Origin of the sequence: Sorangium sp. So ce887 (genome assembly GCF_051521455.1) — a bacterium.
Classification (GTDB): Bacteria; Myxococcota_A; Polyangia; order Polyangiales; family Polyangiaceae; genus Sorangium.
Genome location: NZ_CP150354.1, coordinates 9,236,358 through 9,257,208 on the forward strand (window position 1 = coordinate 9,236,358; position 20,851 = coordinate 9,257,208).

Annotated in this window: 7 protein-coding genes; all 7 read right to left on the minus strand. The window is 67.9% G+C overall.

Annotation, left to right across the window (positions count from 1 at the left end; all coding sequences use genetic code 11):
• Positions 1-171: 171 nt before the first annotated feature.
• On the minus strand, positions 172-456 hold the full coding sequence (locus WMF36_RS34475; protein ID WP_437575043.1) for a DUF3349 domain-containing protein: 285 nt from the start codon (positions 454-456) through the stop codon (positions 172-174).
• Between the two features lie 12 nt (positions 457-468).
• Positions 469-612: a DUF1308 domain-containing protein gene (locus WMF36_RS34480; protein ID WP_437575044.1), complete on the minus strand. Its 144-nt coding sequence runs from the start codon at positions 610-612 to the stop codon at positions 469-471.
• On the minus strand, positions 551-2,485 hold the full coding sequence (locus tag WMF36_RS34485) for an RHS repeat-associated core domain-containing protein (RefSeq protein WP_437575045.1): 1,935 nt from the start codon (positions 2,483-2,485) through the stop codon (positions 551-553). Before WMF36_RS34485 ends, WMF36_RS34480 begins: the two co-directional genes overlap by 62 nt.
• A gap of 576 nt (positions 2,486-3,061) precedes the next feature.
• A complete protein-coding gene (locus WMF36_RS34490) occupies positions 3,062-3,340 on the minus strand; it encodes a hypothetical protein (protein WP_437575046.1) in 279 nt (92 codons plus the stop codon).
• 13 nt (positions 3,341-3,353) lie between these two features.
• Positions 3,354-10,646 (minus strand): SpvB/TcaC N-terminal domain-containing protein, encoded by a 7,293-nt coding sequence (locus tag WMF36_RS34495; RefSeq protein WP_437575047.1) that lies wholly within the window; start codon positions 10,644-10,646, stop codon positions 3,354-3,356.
• Between the two features lie 195 nt (positions 10,647-10,841).
• On the minus strand, positions 10,842-11,390 hold the full coding sequence (locus WMF36_RS34500) for a hypothetical protein (protein ID WP_437575048.1): 549 nt from the start codon (positions 11,388-11,390) through the stop codon (positions 10,842-10,844).
• 32 nt (positions 11,391-11,422) lie between these two features.
• A complete protein-coding gene (locus WMF36_RS34505) occupies positions 11,423-20,374 on the minus strand; it encodes a neuraminidase-like domain-containing protein (RefSeq protein WP_437575049.1) in 8,952 nt (2,983 codons plus the stop codon).
• Positions 20,375-20,851 lie beyond the last annotated feature (477 nt).

Here is a 20,851-nt window from a genome sequence, read left to right on the forward strand (position 1 = left end):
GGCGTCTTCACGTGGCGCACGGTGCGGATTCTCTACTCGGCAAAGACCACTGGTGCGAACGCCGGCGCAGGCTCCCTCACACTCTGGCACGGAGGAGGACAGCAGTCACCTGAGTTCGATTCATCTTCTGGAGCCAGCACAGGCGATGGGGGCGAGGGCGCCTCCCAACCTCTACTCTTCCTTACTCCGCCACTCCCTGAACCCGACCGTCTCTAGACGCCGAACGACTCGGTCCACATCGGTGGATTCAGAATGTTCCTGCGCTGCGTACACATCGTTCAGCACGATCCCGCGATCCCTTCCCGTGAGCTCCGCGGCGACGATGACGACATTCTCATCGCACAGGTATCGTGCCAAGACGGTGAGTAACGGCATGTACTCATCCTCGGCGACTCCGTCTCGAAACGCACGCAAGAGGAGCGCGAACGTATCACGCAAATGATCGGGCACGGTCATGATGGCTTCCTCCTATTTTCCACGCAGCGAAATGGGACGATGAATGAAGGCGGGGAATACCACGCCCTGAGCCTTGGCACCCTTCACAAAATTTTTATCGTTTGACATAGTCACCGCGCCAATCTGATCTCCCGTCCCGAAGATCCCAATTATCATTTGCTCCGACTTTCTGCGTCGGCCGAAGGGCGATCGCTCGCGCTGACGGCTCGTCAGACAAAATCGTTACCCTTCCGAGAAGGCGCTCCGCTCTTGCCAACTCTGAGGGTCCCGCAGCTCGAAGATTGCCGCGGAACTCGGTCAAGGCAGTCTGACTCATGACCATGTCTTTGCCCTCAACAAACTGCCGCAACTCACGCCGTATCGGCGAGCCCTCCGCGACGAATGCCACAGCTGCTCCGATATCCAGATTCACTCTAGGCCTCACCTGACCCGACGCTTGAATCCGATACCCACCGACGGGATCTCGCTCGATCGGACCCGGTAGGATCGCCCCCTTAGGTCCAGTGAGCCGCGGCGGGAGCACGCCCCGCTTCTCAAGGTCCGCCTGGATCTTGATCGCATCCGGATGGACGCTCACCTCCTTCGCCTCAAGAGACTCGATCTCGGCCTCGATCCTGTCTTTGGCCGCTTCGCCTTCGAGAAGGACGGCATCTACTGGACCATAGCGAAGGTACTGCGCAGCATCCTCTCGAAGCTCTCTCTGGTCGGGTGGAATGGACGACAGCTCCGCCGCCCGTCGGACTTTCTCCATGTCGCCGGCAAGCGGGTGCTCCGGCCGGAGCTCCTGGACCGGGAGAGCGGGCGCTTTCGTTACCTTTACGGGGGTCTTCTTGACCTCCGCCAACTGTGCCTTCTTTTCTTCTTCCGTTTCGACCTCAAGGCCCAGTTTTGCCGCGTTCACTGCGTTGATGTTCTGGAGCGCTTCGCGCCCATAGCTCGGCTCATCGCCGGCCATGCCACTCGGATCAATCATCCCAACGGGATTCCCCCGCACGTACTCATACAGGTTCGGTCCATCCACCATTCCCGCTGGATCCGCGCTCGTCCACCTCCCGAGCCACGGCGCATAGTACCGCGCCCCATAGTAGTAGAGCCCCGTCTCCTCGTCCTTCTCCTTGCTCGTGTACCTGTATCTCCTCTGCGAGACCTCGATCCCCGATGCCGCCGACCAGTACGACGTCGTCCCGTAGGGGTGGTACTCCTCGTACCCGATCACCAGCCCCGCCCCGTCGACCTCCAGCGACGCCGACCCGAGGTGATTATCGAGCTGATACCGCACCCGCGGCGTCACCGTGAACGGCCCCGACGTGTCCACCGTCTTCGTCTCAACCATCGCCACCCGCCGCGCGCCATCCATCACGTGCAGCGTCTGCCGCTCCAGCTCCAGCCCCGACCCGTTGCGCCTGCGGTACACCTCGTAGCCGCCGAGGTAGATGCGCTCGTCCACGAGCCCGTTGTGCTCCCAGACCTTGCGCACGCGCTGCCCCGCAGCGTCGTAGTCGTAATAGACATCGCCGCCGCCGTCGAGATCCGTGCTCCGCACCTGGTCGCTCTCGTCCCAGGTCAGCGCCGTGATGTGCGGCATCGACGTCATGTTGCCGTGCGCGTCATGCGCATAGGTGCTGAACGGCCCGTGCTCCGGGTCCCCGGTCGTGCTCGTCAGCCGGTTGCTCGCCGTCTCGTACGCATACCACCGCGTCCAGCTCCCCGTCCCCGCCTGGTGCACCATCCTCAGCAGGTTGCCCACCGCGTCGTAGACGTACTGCTCCGTATAGTTCCTCAGCGCCTGCGCGTTGTTCGGGTGCGGCAGCGACTGAATCGGCAGGTCGTTCTGGTCGCGCGGCGCGTCCGACAGCCCGCCCGCGTGCTCCCGCCCCGTCCCCTCGATCAGCCGGTAGACCGCGTCGTACACATACTGCGCGCTCGGCGACACCACATCGTTGTTGAAGAACACCGTCTGCTGCGCGCTGTCCCCGATCTCCACGATGTTCCCGACCGGGTCGTACACATACGTCAGGTTCTGCAGCACCGCGCTGTCCGCGCTCCGCGTCGTCTTCAGGCGCGCGAGCCGGTACGTGAGCGAATCGTACGTGTAGGCCGTGAAGGTGCCGTTGCCGGGGACAGAAGGCCCGCGCCGAGGTTCTGCTTGTAATAGAGCGCCTCGCCCTCCTCGATCAGCACGCCGGGCAGCGCCAACGAGCACGATGACCGTCGTCAGCATTCGCGAAGCCTGCGATGGCAAGTTGGCGATTGCCGGCGCAAGGAGGGTTCAGCGGGATGGTGGCGATTGCCGAGACGAGAGCACCACCAGCGGGGCGCGAGAGGTCACCGATGTCAAGCCCGGCCTCACGGGGACCAGAGCGGCATCGCGCCGATCATCGGCGCCCCCAGCTCCGGCAAGAGCTGCGGCAAGAACTTGATATAGCTATCCAAAGATCGCATCATGCAAACACGATAGGATCTCTTGTTCTTCCCACGGAAGTCTCCCTCCTTGACAGCGGGCTGAGCGAGTGCGGCATGCAGATGCTCTAGAGCATTGCCGAGCTCACAAGCATCGGATCGTGAGCACCATGTCGGCGCGAGAGAACCGCAGGAGGAGATCGTGTTAATGGTCCTCACGGGACGACCTGAGGCGGCGTTTCAAGATCTCTTTTCTTGTTTTCAGATCAAATGGATTACCGACGCTCACGCCGGCTTCGAGCATGCGCCGGACGACCTCGTGCGCGACCTCGTTATCTTCGATGATAACCCCATGATTCGTACTAATGTCGACGATCGCATACCTCTTGCTCGAGAAGTCGCCGCCTTCGACTTCGCTCAGCATGTAGCACTCCTTGTCCGATTGCCACATATGCTCAAACTCTTTCAGTTTGCTGTCGTCCATGATCCAATTTCCTCTATTGCTTCTTGGGGCGAGGCTGGCCGAATGTGATCACGTTCATATCATGCTCTATCACCGTAGACACGTTCTGTGGCGAGCCCGCTTTGCGCAAATTCCTGAGGAATCCGCGGTCCTGCTCGCTGGGCCCGTAGTCACCGCCCTTTGGATGAGTGTGGCTGATGAGACGGATGTTTGGCCCAATGGGCGGCCTGACCCCTGCGACGGACCCAGAGTAAAGCCAGTACGTGCCGCCTCCACCACCTCGTCCCATTCCGGTTCGATAGACCAGAGCGAACTCGACTCCGAACTCCTTCTGCAGCGACCACATCTCCGTTGGGGTGAGGCGTCTTGAGATCATGACTCCGACTTCGCCGGGTGGCTCGGAGACGATGATCGATGGACTCCGCTGCTCAAGCGTCGCGATGGGGCGCCCTCCTGGGGATCTGAAAGCCTTGCCGGACGGTAACACGTAGGATGCTGACAGGCCTGGGGTGCTCTCTCGCCCCTCATTTTTCCCCGCCGCAGGTCTCCGCGTCGGCGAGATATTCGCCCTGGCGGCGGAGCTGAGAGCCCGAGCATCGGAACGGAGCATGAGAATCGCTCCTGCAAGCTGGACCGCACCCACGACGGCCCCAAGGACGGGGTTCTCCTCCGTCAGGTATCGATAGACCGCGGCGGTCTCCGGGGACATCCCATCAGTCGGTCCGCCGCTGCTCCTGCCAGGCGGCACATAGGTAGCTCCGGCCGGGCTTGTTCCTCGTCCCGGCGGGGTCGAGTGAATCGCTCGCGGAGACGATGTGCTCGTCTCGGGAGGCGGGGCAACCTGGAGCTCACCGATCTGCTTGATGTCCTTCCTATCCCCGAAGATGCTTCTCGTCTTGTGCTGGACGGGCTTCACCGTGTCATCGTCAGCGGATACGGTCTTCAGCTGAAGCCGCAGGCTGGCCTTGAAGTCATCGGCCTCCTTCGAATCGCTCCCGTTGGGGTCCACCAACTTTATCGGATTCCCCCGCACATACTCGTAGAGGTTTGGCCCATCGACCATCCCCGCCGGATCTGCGCTCGTCCACCTCCCGAGCCACGGCGCATAGTACCTCGCCCCGTGGTAGTAGAGCCCCGTTTCCTCGTCCTTCTCCTTGCCCGTGTACCTGTACCTCCTCTGCGAGACCTCGATCCCCGACGCCGCCGACCAGTACGCCGTGGTCCCGTAGGGATGGTACTCCTCGTACCCGATCACCAGCCCCGCCCCGTCGACCTCCAGCGACGCCGACCCGAGGTGGTTGTCCAGCTGATAGCGCACCCGCGGCGTCACCGTGAACGGCCCCGACGTGTCCACCGTCTTCGTCTCCACCATCGCCACCCGCCGCGCGCCATCCATCACGTGCAGCGTCTGCCGCTCCAGCACCAGCCCTGAGCTGTTGCGCCTGCGGTACACCTCGTAGCCGCCGAGGTAGATGCGCTCGTCCACCAGCCCGCTGTGCTCCCAGACCTTGCGCACGCGCTGCCCCGCAGCATCGTAGTCATAATAGACATCGCCGCCGCCGCCGAGATCCGTGCTCCGCACCTGGTCGTTCTCGTCCCAGGTCAGCGCCGTGATGTGCGGCATCGACGTCATGTTGCCGTGCGCGTCATGCGCATAGGTGCGGAACGGCCCATTCGCCGGGTCCCCGGTCGTGCTCGTCAGCCGGTTGTTCACCGTCTCCTCGTACGCATACCACCGCGTCCAGCTCCCCGTCCCCGCCTGGTGCACCATCCTCAGCAGGTTGCCTACCGCGTCGTAGACGTACTGCTCCGTATAGTTCCTCAGCGCCTGCGCGTTGTTCGGGTGCGGCAGCGACTGAATCGGCAGGTCGTTCTGGTCGCGCGGCGCGTCCGACAGCCCGCCCGCGTGCTCCCGCCCCGTCCCCTCGATCAGCCGGTAGACCGCGTCGTACACATACTGCGCGCTCGGCGATACCACGGCATTGTTGAAGAACACCGTCTGCTGCGCGCTGTCCCCGATCTCCACGATGTTCCCGACTGGGTCGTACACATACGTCAGGTTCTGCAGCACCGCGCTGTCCGAGCTCCGAGTCGTCTTCAGGCGCGAGAGCCGGAACGTCAGCGGGTCATACGTGTACGCCGTGAAGGTGCCGTTGCCGTACTCGATCCGCTCGCGCTGCCCCTTCGCGTCGTAATCGATGTCGTCGACGAACGTCGTCCACGTCACCGCGCCCCGAACTCGCGCCTCGACCCGATCGAGCAGCCCCGCCTCGTTGTACGTCGGCTTGACCTCGCTCGTATCCGGCGCCGTCACGCTCGTCGGCCGGTTCAGCGCATCGTACGCCGTCTGTGTGCCGAAGCTCTCCACCTCCAGCAGCGGGTCGGCCGCCATCACGATGGCGGACACATCCGTCAGCGCCGACAGCACCGACCAGTCGGCGTCCGCGTGCACGTCGCTGCGCAGCCGGCGCGACGCCTGCAGCACGTTGCCCTTGAAGTCGTACGCCTGGCTCGTCACCACGCCCGCGCCATCATACACCTGATACGACCGTCCGCGCAGGTTGAGCGCCGTCGCCTGAGGATGGGCTTCACCGTGGACGTAGCGTCGCATGAGCCGCTCGCTGCCCGAGCCGAGCTGCACGTGCTCGTGCGTCGGCCGGCGCAGCCCATCGTACGACGAGCGGTAGACGAATCCCCGCCCGTTCCAGGCGCGCAGCCGCTGTCCCGTCGCGCCCGCCAGCATCCACCGCTCGCCGCTGTCGTTGCTCTTCTGGTAGAGCAGCTGCCCGCCGAGCCCGAAGCGATGCTGCATCGCCTGGTTTCCGCGCGCGTCGGTGATCAGGAGCGGCCGCCCCTCGATATCGAGCGTCGTCTGCGTGATGTACTGCCCCTCGGCCCCGTTGTCCGCCACCGCGCGGAACACCCGCCCCAGCGCGTCCAGGTGGCTCACCGCCGGCGTACCCGCGTGGGCCGCGGCCAGATCCGCCGCACGGCGCTCCGAGTCGCCCTGGGGCAGCGCCTGCCGCGCCGCGTACCACGCGCTCTCCAGCACCGTGTCGTTCGGATCCTGCGACGTCTGCTTCCACGCATCGAATACCACCCGCGAGAACGTGCCATTCGGCAGGTCGGTCCGGATGAGACGGCCGAGCGGATCGTACCGCAGGATCGGCGTGACCCCCCACGCCACGAGCTCCGCTTCGTCCTCGTACTCGTGCGTCGCGCTGAAGAACGGTTCGTACTGCTTGACCGGATTGCCCTTGTTGTCCACCACCGTGCGCCCGGTGCCGACCCAGCGCGACGTCGCGTGCGAAAAGACCAGGTTGCCCTGCGTGTCGTGCACCAGCGCGCCGTTCGCGTCGCGCTCGGGCGCGAGCCCCGGCTCCGCCTTCACCTTGCGCAGCACCTCGTTGCCCGAGCCGTCCGAGTAGATGTACGTGTCCAGCCAGCGCGGGTTGCCCGGTCCGTGCTGCTCACGGGCGCGGGCGTGCACCATGTTCGGTTTGCCGGTGAGCTGGAATCGCTCCAGGTCATACGCGAACGTGGCCGTCGGATCGTCGAGCGGGTCGCCCTCGCCGGCCCCCGGCTTGCCCATCACCGCCAACAGCGTGACCCTCCCCAGCGCGTCGAAGCGCACCTCGCTCACGTTGCCGTTCGCGTCCGTCAGCTTCGACGGGGCGAGCACACGGTAGTCGGGGACGGCTTCCACGACGTTGCTCAGGGGATCCGTCACCTGCGTCACGAGCAGGCAATGCGCATCATAGACGACCTGCGACGTGTTGCCGAACGGATCGACGAACGTCGTCGGCAAGTAGAAGTGAGCCGCCGAGGGCACCGCCCGCCCCGAGGACACCCAATAGTCCGGATCGTCCGGGAGCTGGAGATAGCCCCCCTCCGCGAGCATGCCGCTCGTGACGCGAGAGCCGAACACGGACGCGGTCAGCGAAGGCGTGAGGACCTTGGCGAAGCTCTCGTAAACGAGCGCCCTGCCCCCGACCTCGCCGAACGGCAACGGCCCCGTGAGATCGTCGCTCCAGTACCTCGTGCGCGTGTGCTGCAACAGGCGCTTCTGGAAGCCCTCGCTCGGCGTCCCGTCGTACGCGAGCGTCGGCACGTCCTCCGCCGCGGCCGCCGCGTCGAAGACTGCCTGGAACCCGAGCACCCCCTCCGAGCCGAGCGGCAGGCCGTGCAGCTCGTAGGTCCGCGTCTCGGTCGGGACCCCGATCCGATAAGCACCCTCCTCGTCCGGGACCAGGTGCTTCACCTTGTTCTCCGTCAGCGTCGCCTTCCCCTGCCCCTGCTCGGGGAATACCGTCACCGCCGCCCGCCGGCGATACCCGATCTGCGCCGCCTGCATGACCACGCCGTAATCGTCGACCTTCAGCGTGAGCGCGTGCGTCACGCGCGGATCGCTCTCGCTGCGCTCGTAATGGTACTCCAGCGCCTCGCGCGCATGGGCGAAGAACGCTGCGTGCGCATTGCCCGCCGCGGGCTGGAGGCGCCGCATCTCGTAGCTGTGCTCCGTGACGACGTACGGCCGCGGCTCCTCCGCCGACCCGTCGAGCGCATAGATTTCCTGGCGGAGGGGCCGCCCCTTGAGCGCCCGGCACGCCTCGCGCATCTCGATGGCGCGAAGCTCCTCGGAAAGCACCGTATCCTCCAGACGGACCGCGCCTGCGTCACCGGCGTAATACTCGCTCTCGTACTGCGCCGAGATCTTCGCCCCCTCGATCCACGCGCCGGTATGGAACCACGTCTTCGTCAGCACCGGCGGCAGGTGCAGCTCGGGATCGGCGTTGGCCGCGGGCGGCGCGAAGCCGGCCCCGCTGAACGCCGAGACCGACTCGGTGTCCCGCTGCTCGACCATGCCAAAGCCGCGCATCTCCCGCTCCACCCCGTCGTAGTCGCCGTGGTGGTAAGCATACGTCGTGACGAAGCGATGCCGCGAGACGGCATCGAAGACCTCGACGCGCTCGATGACGTGGACCACGAACGGGAGCTTCGTCACCCACGGCCGGCCGGTCGCCCGGTCGGCGAGGTAGAACTTCGTCGACGGAGCGTAGGTCACCGTCGTGGTCCTTCCGAGATTGTTCGCGATCGAGGTCAAGAGGTGCGGCTTGTTGCTCCCGAGCAGATCGATGTAGCGTATCCGCGGTCGCGCCCCGGGCAGCGATGAGGCCCATACGAGACACCCGGTCCCGGAGCCGAGCAGATCGATCACGTCCACCGCCGCGAGATCGCTCACGTCCGGCAGCCGCGGCAAGATCACCGGCGAAGCCAACGTATTTCCCGCGTTGTTCGCATAAAAGCGCACGCCGTCCGGGTGCAGGTAAAGGATGTCGGTCGTCCCCGAGCCGTCCACGTCGGCGAGGCGGATGCGCTTCGGGTCGAAGCGGCCCTCGTGGTCGAACCGCATGCTGCCGCCCATCTGCACCTTGGCGCCGAAGCGGCAATGGCCGAGGCTGGGCCAGTAACACACGTTGCCGTTCCGGATCCGCACGAGGTCGACCAGCCCGTCGCCGCTCATGTCGGCCAGGAAGATGCTCTGCACCGCGTCGGAGAAGACGAGCGCCGGCCCGCGCTCCTCGTCACCCGGGCGCGAGATCGTGATCGGCCGGTCGAAGCCGCCCTTGGCGAGCGACGGATACCAGGTGAACGTGTCCGGCCCCGTGATGAGGATGTCCTCGTGGCCGTCGCCGTTGAGATCGATGAGGCGGAGATTCGGGTCGCTCCAGTCGACGTTCGGCTGCGATGCGAACGGGCGGAACGGCGCCCAGCCCGCGTCGGTGCGGTCGAAGTAGCCCGACACCGGCCGCTCGAACACCACCATCTCCTTGCGCCCGTCTCCGTCGATGTCGAGCAGCTGCCCACCGCCCAGGACCGCCGGCCGCGACGCGAGCGGCCGCGCCGGGGACAGAAGGCCCGCGCCGAGGTTCTGCTTGTAATAGAGCGCCTCGCCCTCCTCGATCAGGATGCCGGGGAGCGCCTCGCCATCGAGATCGACCCACCGCCGCCCGGACCCCATCGTGCCGCCGGGCAGGTCGCGAAGACTTTCGGGATCGAGCGACTTCACCTCGCGGTGAATCACCGGCTCGCTGTACGTCAGCGCGATGGGCGGCAGCGCCTCGCGGCTGTACGCCTGCGTCTGCGGATCGCGGAGATATCCCGCCTGCGTCGCGGCGGCGAGGCGCGTGAGGTGAGGGCCCGGCACGTACGTGAGATCGAGCGACCGCACGAGACACGGGGTCTCGCCGAGCTCGGACATATGGTGAAACATCAGCACGCGACGGCAGAGCCGGTACGTGCGGACCTCGAACCCGGCGCGGTACACCGAGAACGCGTCCTGGCGGACCGGCCACGGAGTGCTCTCCGCCGGCGCGGGCGCCACGGCGTCGTGCTCGCCGTAATCGAAGACGACCTCGAACAGGCAGCTCCCCGCGTCGCCCGGCGCGGTGTTCCCGTAGCGGACGCGCTTGAGGTAGCGGTTCGCGACCGCCGCGCGGCCCGCATGGCGGTGGCTCTCCGCGGCCTCGTCGCGCGCCACGCCCGTCAGATCCTCCGCCTTGTAGTCGTAGACGACGACATTGCCCTTGTCGTCCCGCGTCTCCTCCAGCAGCCACGAGAAGATGCGCTCCGGCCTCGCCGGGTCGGCGATCCGCGCATGCTCGCTCCGCCCGTAGACGCTCGTTATGTTGTCCGGCGTCGTCGCCGTCCAGTACACGTTCCCGCTCGCCTTGACCTCGCGGCGCTCGATCCGCGCGAACGCGCCCTCGACGCGCGGACGGTAGCGGATCACCCGCTCGCTCTCCGTCTCGTACCGGTCGAGCTCCGCGCCGTCGATCGAGCGGGCGGGCACCAGATCCTCCGCGCCGGACAGGACGAACACATCGCTCTCGTGCGCGTCGTCGTAACGGGGAAGGCCCTTGTCGGTCCTTCGCGTGATGCGCGGGATCGACAGCTGCCAGCCCACGCCGAACGGGCCGTTGCCAGCCCCGGAGTCGTACGTCACCGCGAGCGCCGGCCCGAACCCGGCGCGGCCGGGGCTCACCGGCAGCGGGATCGAGAACGACCCCGCGCCCGTCACCGGGTTCGCGGCGAATTTCTCATCCACCCCGCGGATCGCGCCGCCGCCCTTCGGCAGCGCGGGCGCGGGCAGCTCCGGCGTCTTGGGCGCGCCGGGGAGGCCCTTCGGAGCCTCGGTGTCTTTACCGGACCTGTCCCGGGCGAGGGACGCGGGGTCTCGGCTCTTGCCGCCGGCTCCGGCATCCGGCGCGGCCGGCGATGCGTTCGGAGCAGCGGTGGTTTCCTTCTTGGGCTCACGAGCGTTCATCCGTCTCCCTATTCCCTTGGCAATGGGCGGCCCGCGCGCACGGAGCGACTCGCTCCGGCACGACGGCGTAGGCCGCCGAGTCCGTGAGCGGCGCGGGGGCACGCGCCGCTCACGGACGATTCCAACTCTCCACGGCCCTGTCCTCGTCGCCCCACCGCCCCCCGGGACAAGGGCACGCACCCTCTGCGGGCAGCGCTACTTGTAGAACACGTTCACGACCACCGTATCCGCCGCGGGGTTGTTCTCGTCGCCGTCCGCCGAGTGCGGGGTCGCGCCGATGCCGATGCCGCTCGAGAACGCGATGCCGTTCGTGTGCTCGGCCGAGATCGCCTGTCCGGCGGGCACGTAGAGCGTCATGAACGCGGGGCTCAAGCCGACGGCCGGGACCGCCCCCGTGTTATAGAATTTCACGAACACGCCGCTCCCTCCCGTGTTGGAGCAGTGCCAGCCAAACACCTGCCCGGCGGAGCTCTTCACGCTCCGCCCCGAGGAGTTCAAGCCGAGGAAGCGGTAGACCGAGAGCCCACCTGCGGTGGCCGGCTTCACATTGACCGCGCCGACCGTGTTGCCGCCGGCCGGGAGCGGCTCGACCAGGCCCACCGGCAGCGGATCGTCCTGCGAGACGTCGATGGCGGTGCCGTCCACGCCTGTCTGCAGCTTGGCGCGCAGGACGTGGACGCCGAGGATCTCGTCGGTGGCGAGGAGCGTGCCCGCGCCCTCAGAAAGCGTGATGTTGTCCGACATATGCTGACTCCTTGATGAGAGATCGCCTGGTTTTATTCTTCGACCTCGACCGCGTCGGCGAAGCCGTACTCGCAGAGCAGGTAGATGTCCTGGAGCGTGTCGTTGAGCCGGTGGCTCGCCGGCGTCGTCGTCGTCGTCCTCAGCTCTTGCGCGATTTCGCCGACCGCGACGCTGCTCGCGCTGAGCGTCCAGGTGCCGAGATCCCGCTCGTTGTTGGACAGGCTCAGCGTGACGCTCTTGCCCGTGCTGCGCGCGTTATTGTCCGGATAGCCGGGGAGCGCGCGCTCGGTCGCCGTGGCCCCTGGCGGTGCCACCAGCACTTCGAGCGCAACGCCGCTCGTATAGGCCACTTTGCCGTTCCACCGCGCATAGAACGTGACGCTCGTCAACGCGACCTTCCGCGTCGCCGGCGCATAGGGGAACATCTCCGGCGTGAGCGGGATCGCGAGCTCCTGCGCCACGCCCGGATTCGGGGACGCCGCCATGAACCGGGCCCACTCGGCCGGCAGCTCGGACCGCAGGCTGAAGAGCCGGCGCCGCACCGGCGGGTGTGCGGTGTAATAGTCCTTCGCCACGCCCGCGAAGGCGCCGTCCGAGCGCGCTGTGTACCGGATGTGCAGGATCACGTCGCTCACCGCCGCGATGTCGAAGCGGTTGTTCGCCGCAGGGAGCTCGATCTTGTAGGTGCCGAGCACGCCCGCCCCCTCGAAGGGGAGATACCGCTCGTCGCGCAGGTTCGGCTCGAACAGGCCCGCGTCGTTCACCCCACCGCTCGTCGCGATCACGCCCGTCAGCGGCACGAGATCCGTCCGGAAATTCTCGGTTTCCGCATAGGTCTCGGCGGTCACCGGTGGCTGCTGCCCCTGCGGCGGCGGGCGCACGCTCGTGTTGCTCAGCGTGAGCGTGCAGTTCACGCCCGCGTACGGGCCGGTCACGGTCGGTACCGTGACGGCGACCGACTTGATGCGCCGGAAGTAGTGACCCGGGTAATCGAGATCGAACACCTCCTGCGTCAGCTCGAGCTCGCAGGTGCCGGTCTCGCGCAGCCGCATGAGCTGCTCGGGCGCGACCTCGGCGAGCGAGACGTTCTTGACGAGCTCCGCCTCTCGCGGCGTCTGCTCCAGGAACGCGACCTCCAGGCGGCGCAGGTCGTGCTGGAGCCGCTCGCCGGCGAGCAGGCCCTGCTTCAGGCTGTCCCATGCGCCGAAGCGCACCATCGCGGGCGTGCCGTCGGCCGTGCCGAGCTCGAACCGGAGCGCCCGTTCCGCGCGCCTGGCCATGTCGTAGGCGAGCGTGTACGTCTGGTAGTGGACGGTCGACAGCTCCGCCACCATCCAGTCGTACAGCTCCTCGGTCGTGCGCTTCCTGCCCTGGAGGAACTCGAGCACCTCGCGCGCCTGCTCGGTCTGCCGATCGTGGTTCCTGAGCTCCACCTCGGCCACCGCGGCGCGGATCTTCGCGGCGACGATCTGCTTCTCCAGCCCCTGCATCTCCTTCGCCGCGAGCCGCTCCTGCAGCGTCCACTCCTCGGCGCGCCGCTCGTAGCCGGCGATCGTGGACGCGATCGACGCCCCCTCGCGCAGCGCGCCGGCGGCCATGGAGAGCGCCTGCGACGCCGCCTCGATCGGCGCGCCCGACGCCTGCCCGCCGATCGTGGTGAGGGCCACCGGGCTCCCCATCGTGCCCGCGCCGCCGAACGTCGTCGCCGGGGTCGCCTCGACGCTGGGGGCGACGGCGGCGATCACCTGCGCCGCGAGCCCAAGCTCCAAGCCCATGGCGCTAATGGCCAGCGCGCCCTGCTCCGCAGCGCTGATCCGCGGCAGGCCCGCGTAATGGTCGCGGCGGAGCCGCGCCGTCTCGTGCGACCGCTCCAGCGAGGCGACCGTCGCCTGCGCCTCCTTGACCTGCTGCGCCTTGATCTCGCGCACCGCCGCGAGGAGATCGACCTCGTGGCCGGAGCGGAGCCGCGCGATCGCCTCGCCGTCCTTCTTCTCCATGGCGGCGAGCAGCGCGGCGCCGAGCCCGGCGACCGCCCCGCAGAGATCCATCGCCTTCGCGTGCACCACCTGGAAGCGGTAGGAGAGCCGCGGGGAGCTCGCCTCGCTGAGCACCGTCGTGAGATCCACGCCGAGCGCCCTGGCCTGCACGAGCAGCATCGGATCGATGGGCGGCTCGAACAGGGGCAGCGTCCGGACCATACCCTCGATGCTCATCGAGTGTCGGATCTTGAACAGCCGATCGGCGACCGTGTCCCACAGCCCCGAGAGCGCCTCGTCGCGGGGCACGCAGAAGTACAGCTCTCCGAGGTCAGGCGCCCGCTCGTGGATCGTGGGGTGCGGCGGCTTTATCAGGATCACCAGGCTCTCCGCCTCGACGCGGGACCGCGCCCCGATCACCGGGTCGGAGAGGTCTCCGAGCCCGAGCGCCTCGAGCTGCCAGTAGTTCCGCGGCGTCACTGCGTCCTGCCGCTCGATGCGCACCGGGCGCCGGCCGAGGATGTTGCCGGCGAGGACGTACATCTGCGTCGCCTCGTTGAGCGACTCGATGGTCTCGCGCCGGAAGAGCTGATCGCCCCAGGCGATCAGGTTCTCGACGTACTTCAACACCACCGCCTTCTGGTAGGCTATCGGCCGCATCCGCGCGACGAGGTGCGGATTGAACGGGTCCTTCCGCCACGCCTCGATCTGCGCGACGAGATCGAGCTTCTCCTGCTCGTCGCCCTGGTTCGTCAGGAGCGCGCTCATCAGCCTGGCCACCGTGCCCTGCTCCGAGGCCGGCAGCTCCCGGAGCTCGTCCTCGATCGAGGCGAGATCCTTGTTCTCGCGGAACGGCCGCACGTTCCAGAAGCGCTCGGGCGCCGGGGCCGGATCGCCCGTGGTCGGGTCGAAGATGAAGTGGAACCAGCGCTGCGCCTCGGCGTGCCGGCCGCTCTGCATCAGCCGGAGGGCGATCAGGAACGGCGCGTGGAAGAACAGCTCCCAGTTGTAGATCGAGTAAGCGCCCTGGAACGAGAAGTCGACCTCGTCCTTCGGATACGGCGTGAGCACGTACTCGGGATCGGGGTCGTACGTCTCCTCGAAGTGGTCGCTGGAGCTGCGCTGGATCGGCTCGGTCGGGTGGAGCGACCACTTGAGCAGCCCGTCCACCCCCGAGCGCTGCAGCTCCTTCCGGAACAGGCAGGCGTAGGGGTGATAGAAGGACATGAAGCGGTATCGCTTCGCGTCTTCGTAGACGTGCGCGATGCGCGTCACCTCGGGCGCCCTCTGCGCCCACTCGGCCGTCGTCGGCCCCGCGCGCAGGGCGAGCACGCCGATGTTCAGGCCGATGTCGCCGTACGCCGTCATCCCGGGCTGGGTCTGCGGCGCATCATGCCACTCGGTGTACTCGGTCAGGACGAGATCGGCGAAGAACGTCGACTTCGCGTCCTTGAAGAAGAACGACACGCCGGCCGAGGCGGTGTCTCTGAAGTCCCCACTGCCGATCTCGCGCGGAACGAGCGCGCGGAACGGGGTGACGCTGCCGAGCAGCGGGATCCGCTTCCGGAAGCCGTTGATCTTGATCGGAACGACGAGCTCGGTCGCATCTTTCGAGACCAATTGCTGCCCCCGCCAGCCGGTCCTGCTGGGCACTGAATCACCGAAATACAGGTAGTGCGGATAGTTGGAAATGAATTGGGTGCCCTCCAGCGCACCGCAAGCGCTCTGCGCGAAGTGCCCGAGGCGAGAGCCGCCGGTGCCGTCGAGAATCGTCACCGCGATCGCGGGCGGATCCTGCTCGTCGTCGCGCTGCACGAGCAGCGAGACACGATCGGTATTCGATCCCGACTCCAGCGTCACCTCCGAGCCGCCGCTCATACGGCGCGCACCCCACGCGCCGTTGCGGCGCTGGCTCGACGCGAGGCGGATGTAATGGCTCGTCACCGCCGTTTTGCCCGGCGTGCGCGTGTCGTCCGGCATCGGCTGCTCCGGCTCGGCGCGCTCCTCGATGATCGGCCAGTACAGGTGTGGCCGACGATCCACCACGGCGAGCAGGACCCTGTCCCCCTCGATGTCGAGATCGATGGGCTCCCAGGGAGTCCAGGACAGCCCGTCCACCCGCGTGCGGTAGAAATGCTTGTACGGCTGGGCCGCGGTGCGGCCGACGACGTGGAGCACGTCGATGGGGAGGTGCGTGTCGTCGCCATCCTCCTTCTGGTGGAACGCGCTCGCGATCTCGAGGTTCGCGACCTCGTCGAGCCTGTCCAGGTACCGCTCGAACGCGCGCTCCGCGGCGTCGTCGGTGATGTCCTGCTGCCGGAGCTCGGCCTCCAGATCCTTGAAGAACGGCGACTTGTCGTCGCGCAGCGACGGGTCGAGGTACAGCTCGGGCTGGAGGAGCACCTTGCGGCTCGCCTCCCAGACGCGGTAGCTCTTCCGCCACGCCCACTCGCGCGCCGCCTCCTCCGGGAGCGTCAGCTGTCCCGACTCCAGGTTCATGAGCGCGCGCTGCACGAACGTCTGCACCGAGCCGATGGCCTGCTTCAGGCGCGAGGTGATCACCGCGGGGCTCGTCTCGACGTCCACGAGGAGCTCGGCGAACAGCTCATCGCTGTCCTCGTATCCCCGCTTCGCCACGAGGTACGCCACCAGACTCGACCGGAGCCGCTCGCGCAGCACGTCGCGCAGCGGCGGCGCCACCCGCGCCCACTCGGCGTCGGAGTACTTCGCCTTCGCGGCCTGGACGATGCGCTTGGCGGGCCCGGTGTCGACCGAGTGCATCGAGATCTCCCAGGCGAACGCCTGCTCGGCCGAGATGCCGAGCCGCTTCAGCACCACGATCGCGCGGCGCACGAGCCCGAGGACCGAGACCAGCTCCGCGGCGTTGCTCGGGTCGAGCGCCTCGTAGCCGCGGGTGTAGAGCAGCCCCGCGACGTCCGCCACGGGCCATCCCGTGGCGGCGGCCAGATCCGCGGGCGCGGCCACGAACAGGCTCGCCAGCGACGGGTTCGGCCCGACGAGGTGGGAGCGGAGCGCGACGAAATCCACGAGCTTCTCCCAGTCCGCGAACGACGGCGAGCCGGCGCCGTCGATCTCGGCGCGCGGCAGCCCGTCGAGGTCGAGCGCCGGGGACGCGCCGGCGAACATGCGCTCGATCTCGTCGGCGCTCGCGCCGAGCTGCTGCACGATCGCCGCGGCCCTCGCCAGGTGCCGGTAGGCGGCGCGCTGTGCGGCGCGGCTGGGGATGTCGAGCGACGGCGGCGGCGAGGCGGGCAGCGAGAACGCGCTGCCGAGCGGCACGTCGCCGGGCTCGCCCGTCGTGAGGATGTCCGCGAGGAGCAGGTGCGTCGACCGCGCGTCCAGCTTCAGCGCCGCGCCGAGCGTGTCCTCGATGAGGGCCGCCTCGGCCTCGCTGTCCGGGTCGCCGTTCTTGCCGCGCAGCGCCAGCAGCGAGCCGAACATCGGGTCGAGCACGGAGTTGATGGCCTCGTCGGTCACGGCGATCCGCGCGCGCGGAGACGGCGGCGCCCGGAAGATGACCTCGAGGTCGGCGGGCGACAGCCCCGAGCGCCGGACGCGATCAACCGTGTCCAGGAAGCGCAGCGTATGCTCGGGGTTGCCGGCCTCGAACGGCTTGTAGGTGCTCAGGTTGTAGAGCGCGTGGAAATCGGGCAGCGACAGCCGCACCGCCCGCGCAAAGGTCACGTAGCGGTGGAGCTTCGCGAGCGTCACCGGCGCGAGGTCGGAGGTGTCCGCCGGGACGAGCGCGGGCAGGCCGAGCCCCGAGTGCGCGGTGAGCAGCGACAGCTCCTCCCGGCTGATGCGCAGGCCGGCGAGGATCGCTGGCGTGTGGGACTCGAGCAGGTTGGCGGTCGAGAGGCTGGCGACCCCCGGCAGCGCGAGCGCGGCGTCGACCGGGTTGGTCACGGCCTTGTTCTGGAAGAGTTGCTCGTAGAACGAGGGCGTCTCGCCGGCGTCGCGGCGCTGGGTGTCGAGCGGCCCGAACCAGCTCGCGAGCACCGCGATCGGCAGCGAGATGCCCCGCTCGGCGCGCAGCGCCTGGATCACCGCGATCACGCGCAGCGCGCGGCCGTTCACGACGTCGGTGCCGCTGGGCGCGCACGCGGCCAGCACCTGATCGAGCTCGCGGATCGACCAGCCGAGGCGCAGCCGGAGCCGCAGGAAGCGGTGCAAGATGTCCAGCGAGGCCACGGCGTCGCTCAGGCCGACGATGCTCTGCGCCTCGATCTTGCAGCTCCCAGCCGGCTGGATCGCCGGCGATCCGAAGCGATGGAGCACGGACGTCTCGAGCAGGTCGCGCAGCTCGCCGTAGGACAGCCCCGAGCGCTTGAGGAACACCGGCACGTTGAACAGCCCGCCTGGGATCACGGAGACGCCCCAGGCGCTCGCCAGGGTCACGCCCGAGATCCAGGTGCCGCGGATCAGATCGCGCTCGCGCCCTGAAAGCCCGAGCCGATGGGCGGCCGCGTCCTCGGGATACATGGCCTCCGGGCTGGACCAGCTCGCCCTCAGCTCGGTCAGGAACGCGTGCAGGGGCACGCCGAGGTGCTCGAGATAGACGCGCGCCTCGTGGTGCCGGTGGTGATACGGCAAGCTGAAGGGGAAGTCGCTTTCTGCCAGGCGCTCGTAAGCCTTCTCGTGCCAGTCCTCCTCGCCGCTCGGCGGGTTCGGCATGGCCGCGAGATCCTCGGCGGTGCCGACGGTCGCGATGTGCTCCGGGAAGGCGGGCGGGGCCTCGTTCTGGTCCAGGGTCTCGCTCACGAAGGCGTGGGCGAGGATCTCGTTCACCAGGTCCACGTACGGCAGCGGCGTGTCGGCGTTCTGGCAGGTGAGGTCGATCCGGCCGATGTCCGGGCGCCGCCCGGCGAGCGCCGGCGTCGAGCCCGGCGCGCTGCCGAGGAGCAGCTCCTTCGCGGTCCACTTGGTGCTGCCGCTCTTCGTGACCCTGGAGTTGTACCGGTCGAGGAAGCGGAGCACGTCGACGAGGTACGCCGCCGGGCCGTAGACCGAGGCGCAGTGCGCGCACGCGCACGCGTCGGAGGAGCCGAAGAGCGCCTCGTACGTCGCGAGGTCGGGCGCCGCCTGGCTCGCGCGGCGCGCGGGGTCGGGCAGGGTGTAGGCCGAGCCTTGGTTGAAGGCCGCGCCGAACTTGAGCGACAGCGCGAGCGCGACATCGGAGACGGCGACCGCCTTTTCGTAGATGTCGTTCGCGATCTCGACGCCTCCGAGGGCAGGGCCGAGCTCGGCGCCGACCCGGGGCTTGCCGCGGATGGAGATCTCCCGCGCCGACTTGAACCCGGCGTCGAGCAGCACCTTCGCCTCCTCGTACCTGGGTGTGAGCTTGTGCAGCCGCTCGACCGCCTTGAGATCGCGCACCGCGACCGTGGGGTTGGAGAGCCCCGCGACCGCCCCCGGGTTCGACGCGATGAAGTGGCCGGCGCGCGCCTCGCCGAGCTTGAACGAAGGGTTGTTGTTGAAGAACGTGGGCAGCTCGCTCCCGCCGACCAGGGCGATCGCGGACGCGACCGCCTTCGACGGGAACGCCTCCTCCAGGGCCCGCCGGAGGACCTTCGCGTAGGTCGCGCGCCTCTCGGCCACCGTCGCTCCGGGCGTGTCGGCCGGGTAGTTGATGGGCGAGCCGTTGCGCTGGATGGTGAGGATCGTGATCCAGTCGGCCTCGCTGTAGGCCGCGAGGTCCTTGAGCTCGGCGAACTGGGCGTCCTGCCGGCGCTCCCACAGCTCTTCGACGAGCGGGAAGTGATAGCGCGCGAGCGCGCCCAGCTGCAGCACGAGCTGGAGCCGCGGGATGTTGAGCGAGCCCTCGCTCTGGTACTCGGGCAGGGACGCGAGGTGGGCCCAGAAGGCCTCCGGCGTGCCATCGAACGCCAGGTACTCGGTGAGGAAATGTTCCGCGTAGCCCTCCTCGGACAGCACGAGCTCGACGAGCTGACCGAGGCTGCAGGTCGCTCCCGCGGGCGGCGCCCCCATGGCGAGGTCGACGGCGGCCTGGGTGAGGAGATCGGCGAAGCTATCGCTGACTTCGCCGCCCACGATCTTTGCTTCCTTCGCCTCGTCGAGCGCGCGGCGCAGCGCGGGTTTGGGGTACGACAGGAGCCCGCGCTGGGTGGCCGGCAAGCCCATGCGGACGAAGGGGTAAAAAGAATCGGCGGACCCGCCGACGCCGACGGACGTCAGGAGGGAGTCGGCCGCGACGAGCGCCTCGACCTGCCCGCGATCCACCTCGGTCGCCTTCGCGACGAAATCGACCTGCTCGCCCTGGAGGGTTCGGAGGACCGCCCCCTGCGTATGGGCCGCGGTGCGGGACTTGAGCTGCTGCAGCTCCGAGGGGCCGCGGTCTTCCTGGTTCTGGCTGGTGACCAGGTCGACGACAGCGGTCGACGGGGAGCGGACGATCAGCGCGGAGCGGCCCAGCTCCTGATTCGACATATCGTAGACGATCAGCCGGAGATCCGGCCGTTGCTTGCCGGACGCCAAGAGGCTCGAGTACGAGATCTTGTAATGGCCCGACGAATCCGTCTGAGACGAGCCGATCTCGATCTCTGACGCCAGGCTCACGTCGTAGGCGCGTACCATCACGAGCGGGACTACCGCGCCTTGCGCGTTCCGCACAGTGCCGCGCACGCCCGATTGGGCCGGAGCGCGCTTGGTCGAGGTCACCGCGAGGTCCACCTCGATCCGAAGGGTGACAGGCGTCGTCGATACCTTCCATTGCGTGTAGCGCGTGACGTACTCCTCGGCCCCGGGCGAGAACATGCGGAGCGCGATCGCCGGCTTCCGCCCCTGGAAATAGCGATCCACGTCGGCCTGATCGAGCGACATCTCGAAATCGCCGTTCTGTTGGGTCACGGCGACGGCGATGAGATCCGTGTAGACCTCGGCGCTGTCCCACGCCTCGATCCGCACACTGCCAACGCCGCGTTCGGTCTTGGCTCGGACGACTCGACCGGAGAGTTGATACGTGCTCATGGGAGCTCCCTTCGATTCCATGGTCAAGAATCCACAGATTGGCGCAATATTCAGCCGCCGAGGTCGATGCGCCTTGTCGCCGGCGGCTAACAGCGGAGATGACGACGAGGAGAGCCGGCCCTGACGCCTGCGGCGCGACGCTCCGCGCGCCGCTCGCCCCGAGCGAGCTCTCCTCCCGCGTCCGCGAGTACTCAGTTATTTCTTGCGATCCCCTGGCTCAATCCATGCGAGCGTCAGCGGCCACTCGCCGCCGCCGCTCCCGCAGGACGTGTTCTGAACTACCACGGCGCATCTCGTTGACCAGATCGAAACACGTCCCCGCCATCCGGCGATCCCGGGGTATGTCCACGCATCACGCGCAATCGACGATCGTCTGTCTCTTGCTGTCGCCGGCCGAGCGCGGCCGCACGGCTGCGGTCATGAGCTCACGCACGCGTGGCGGTTGGCCGGTCTCGTTGGACGCCCCCGCACGCGCGA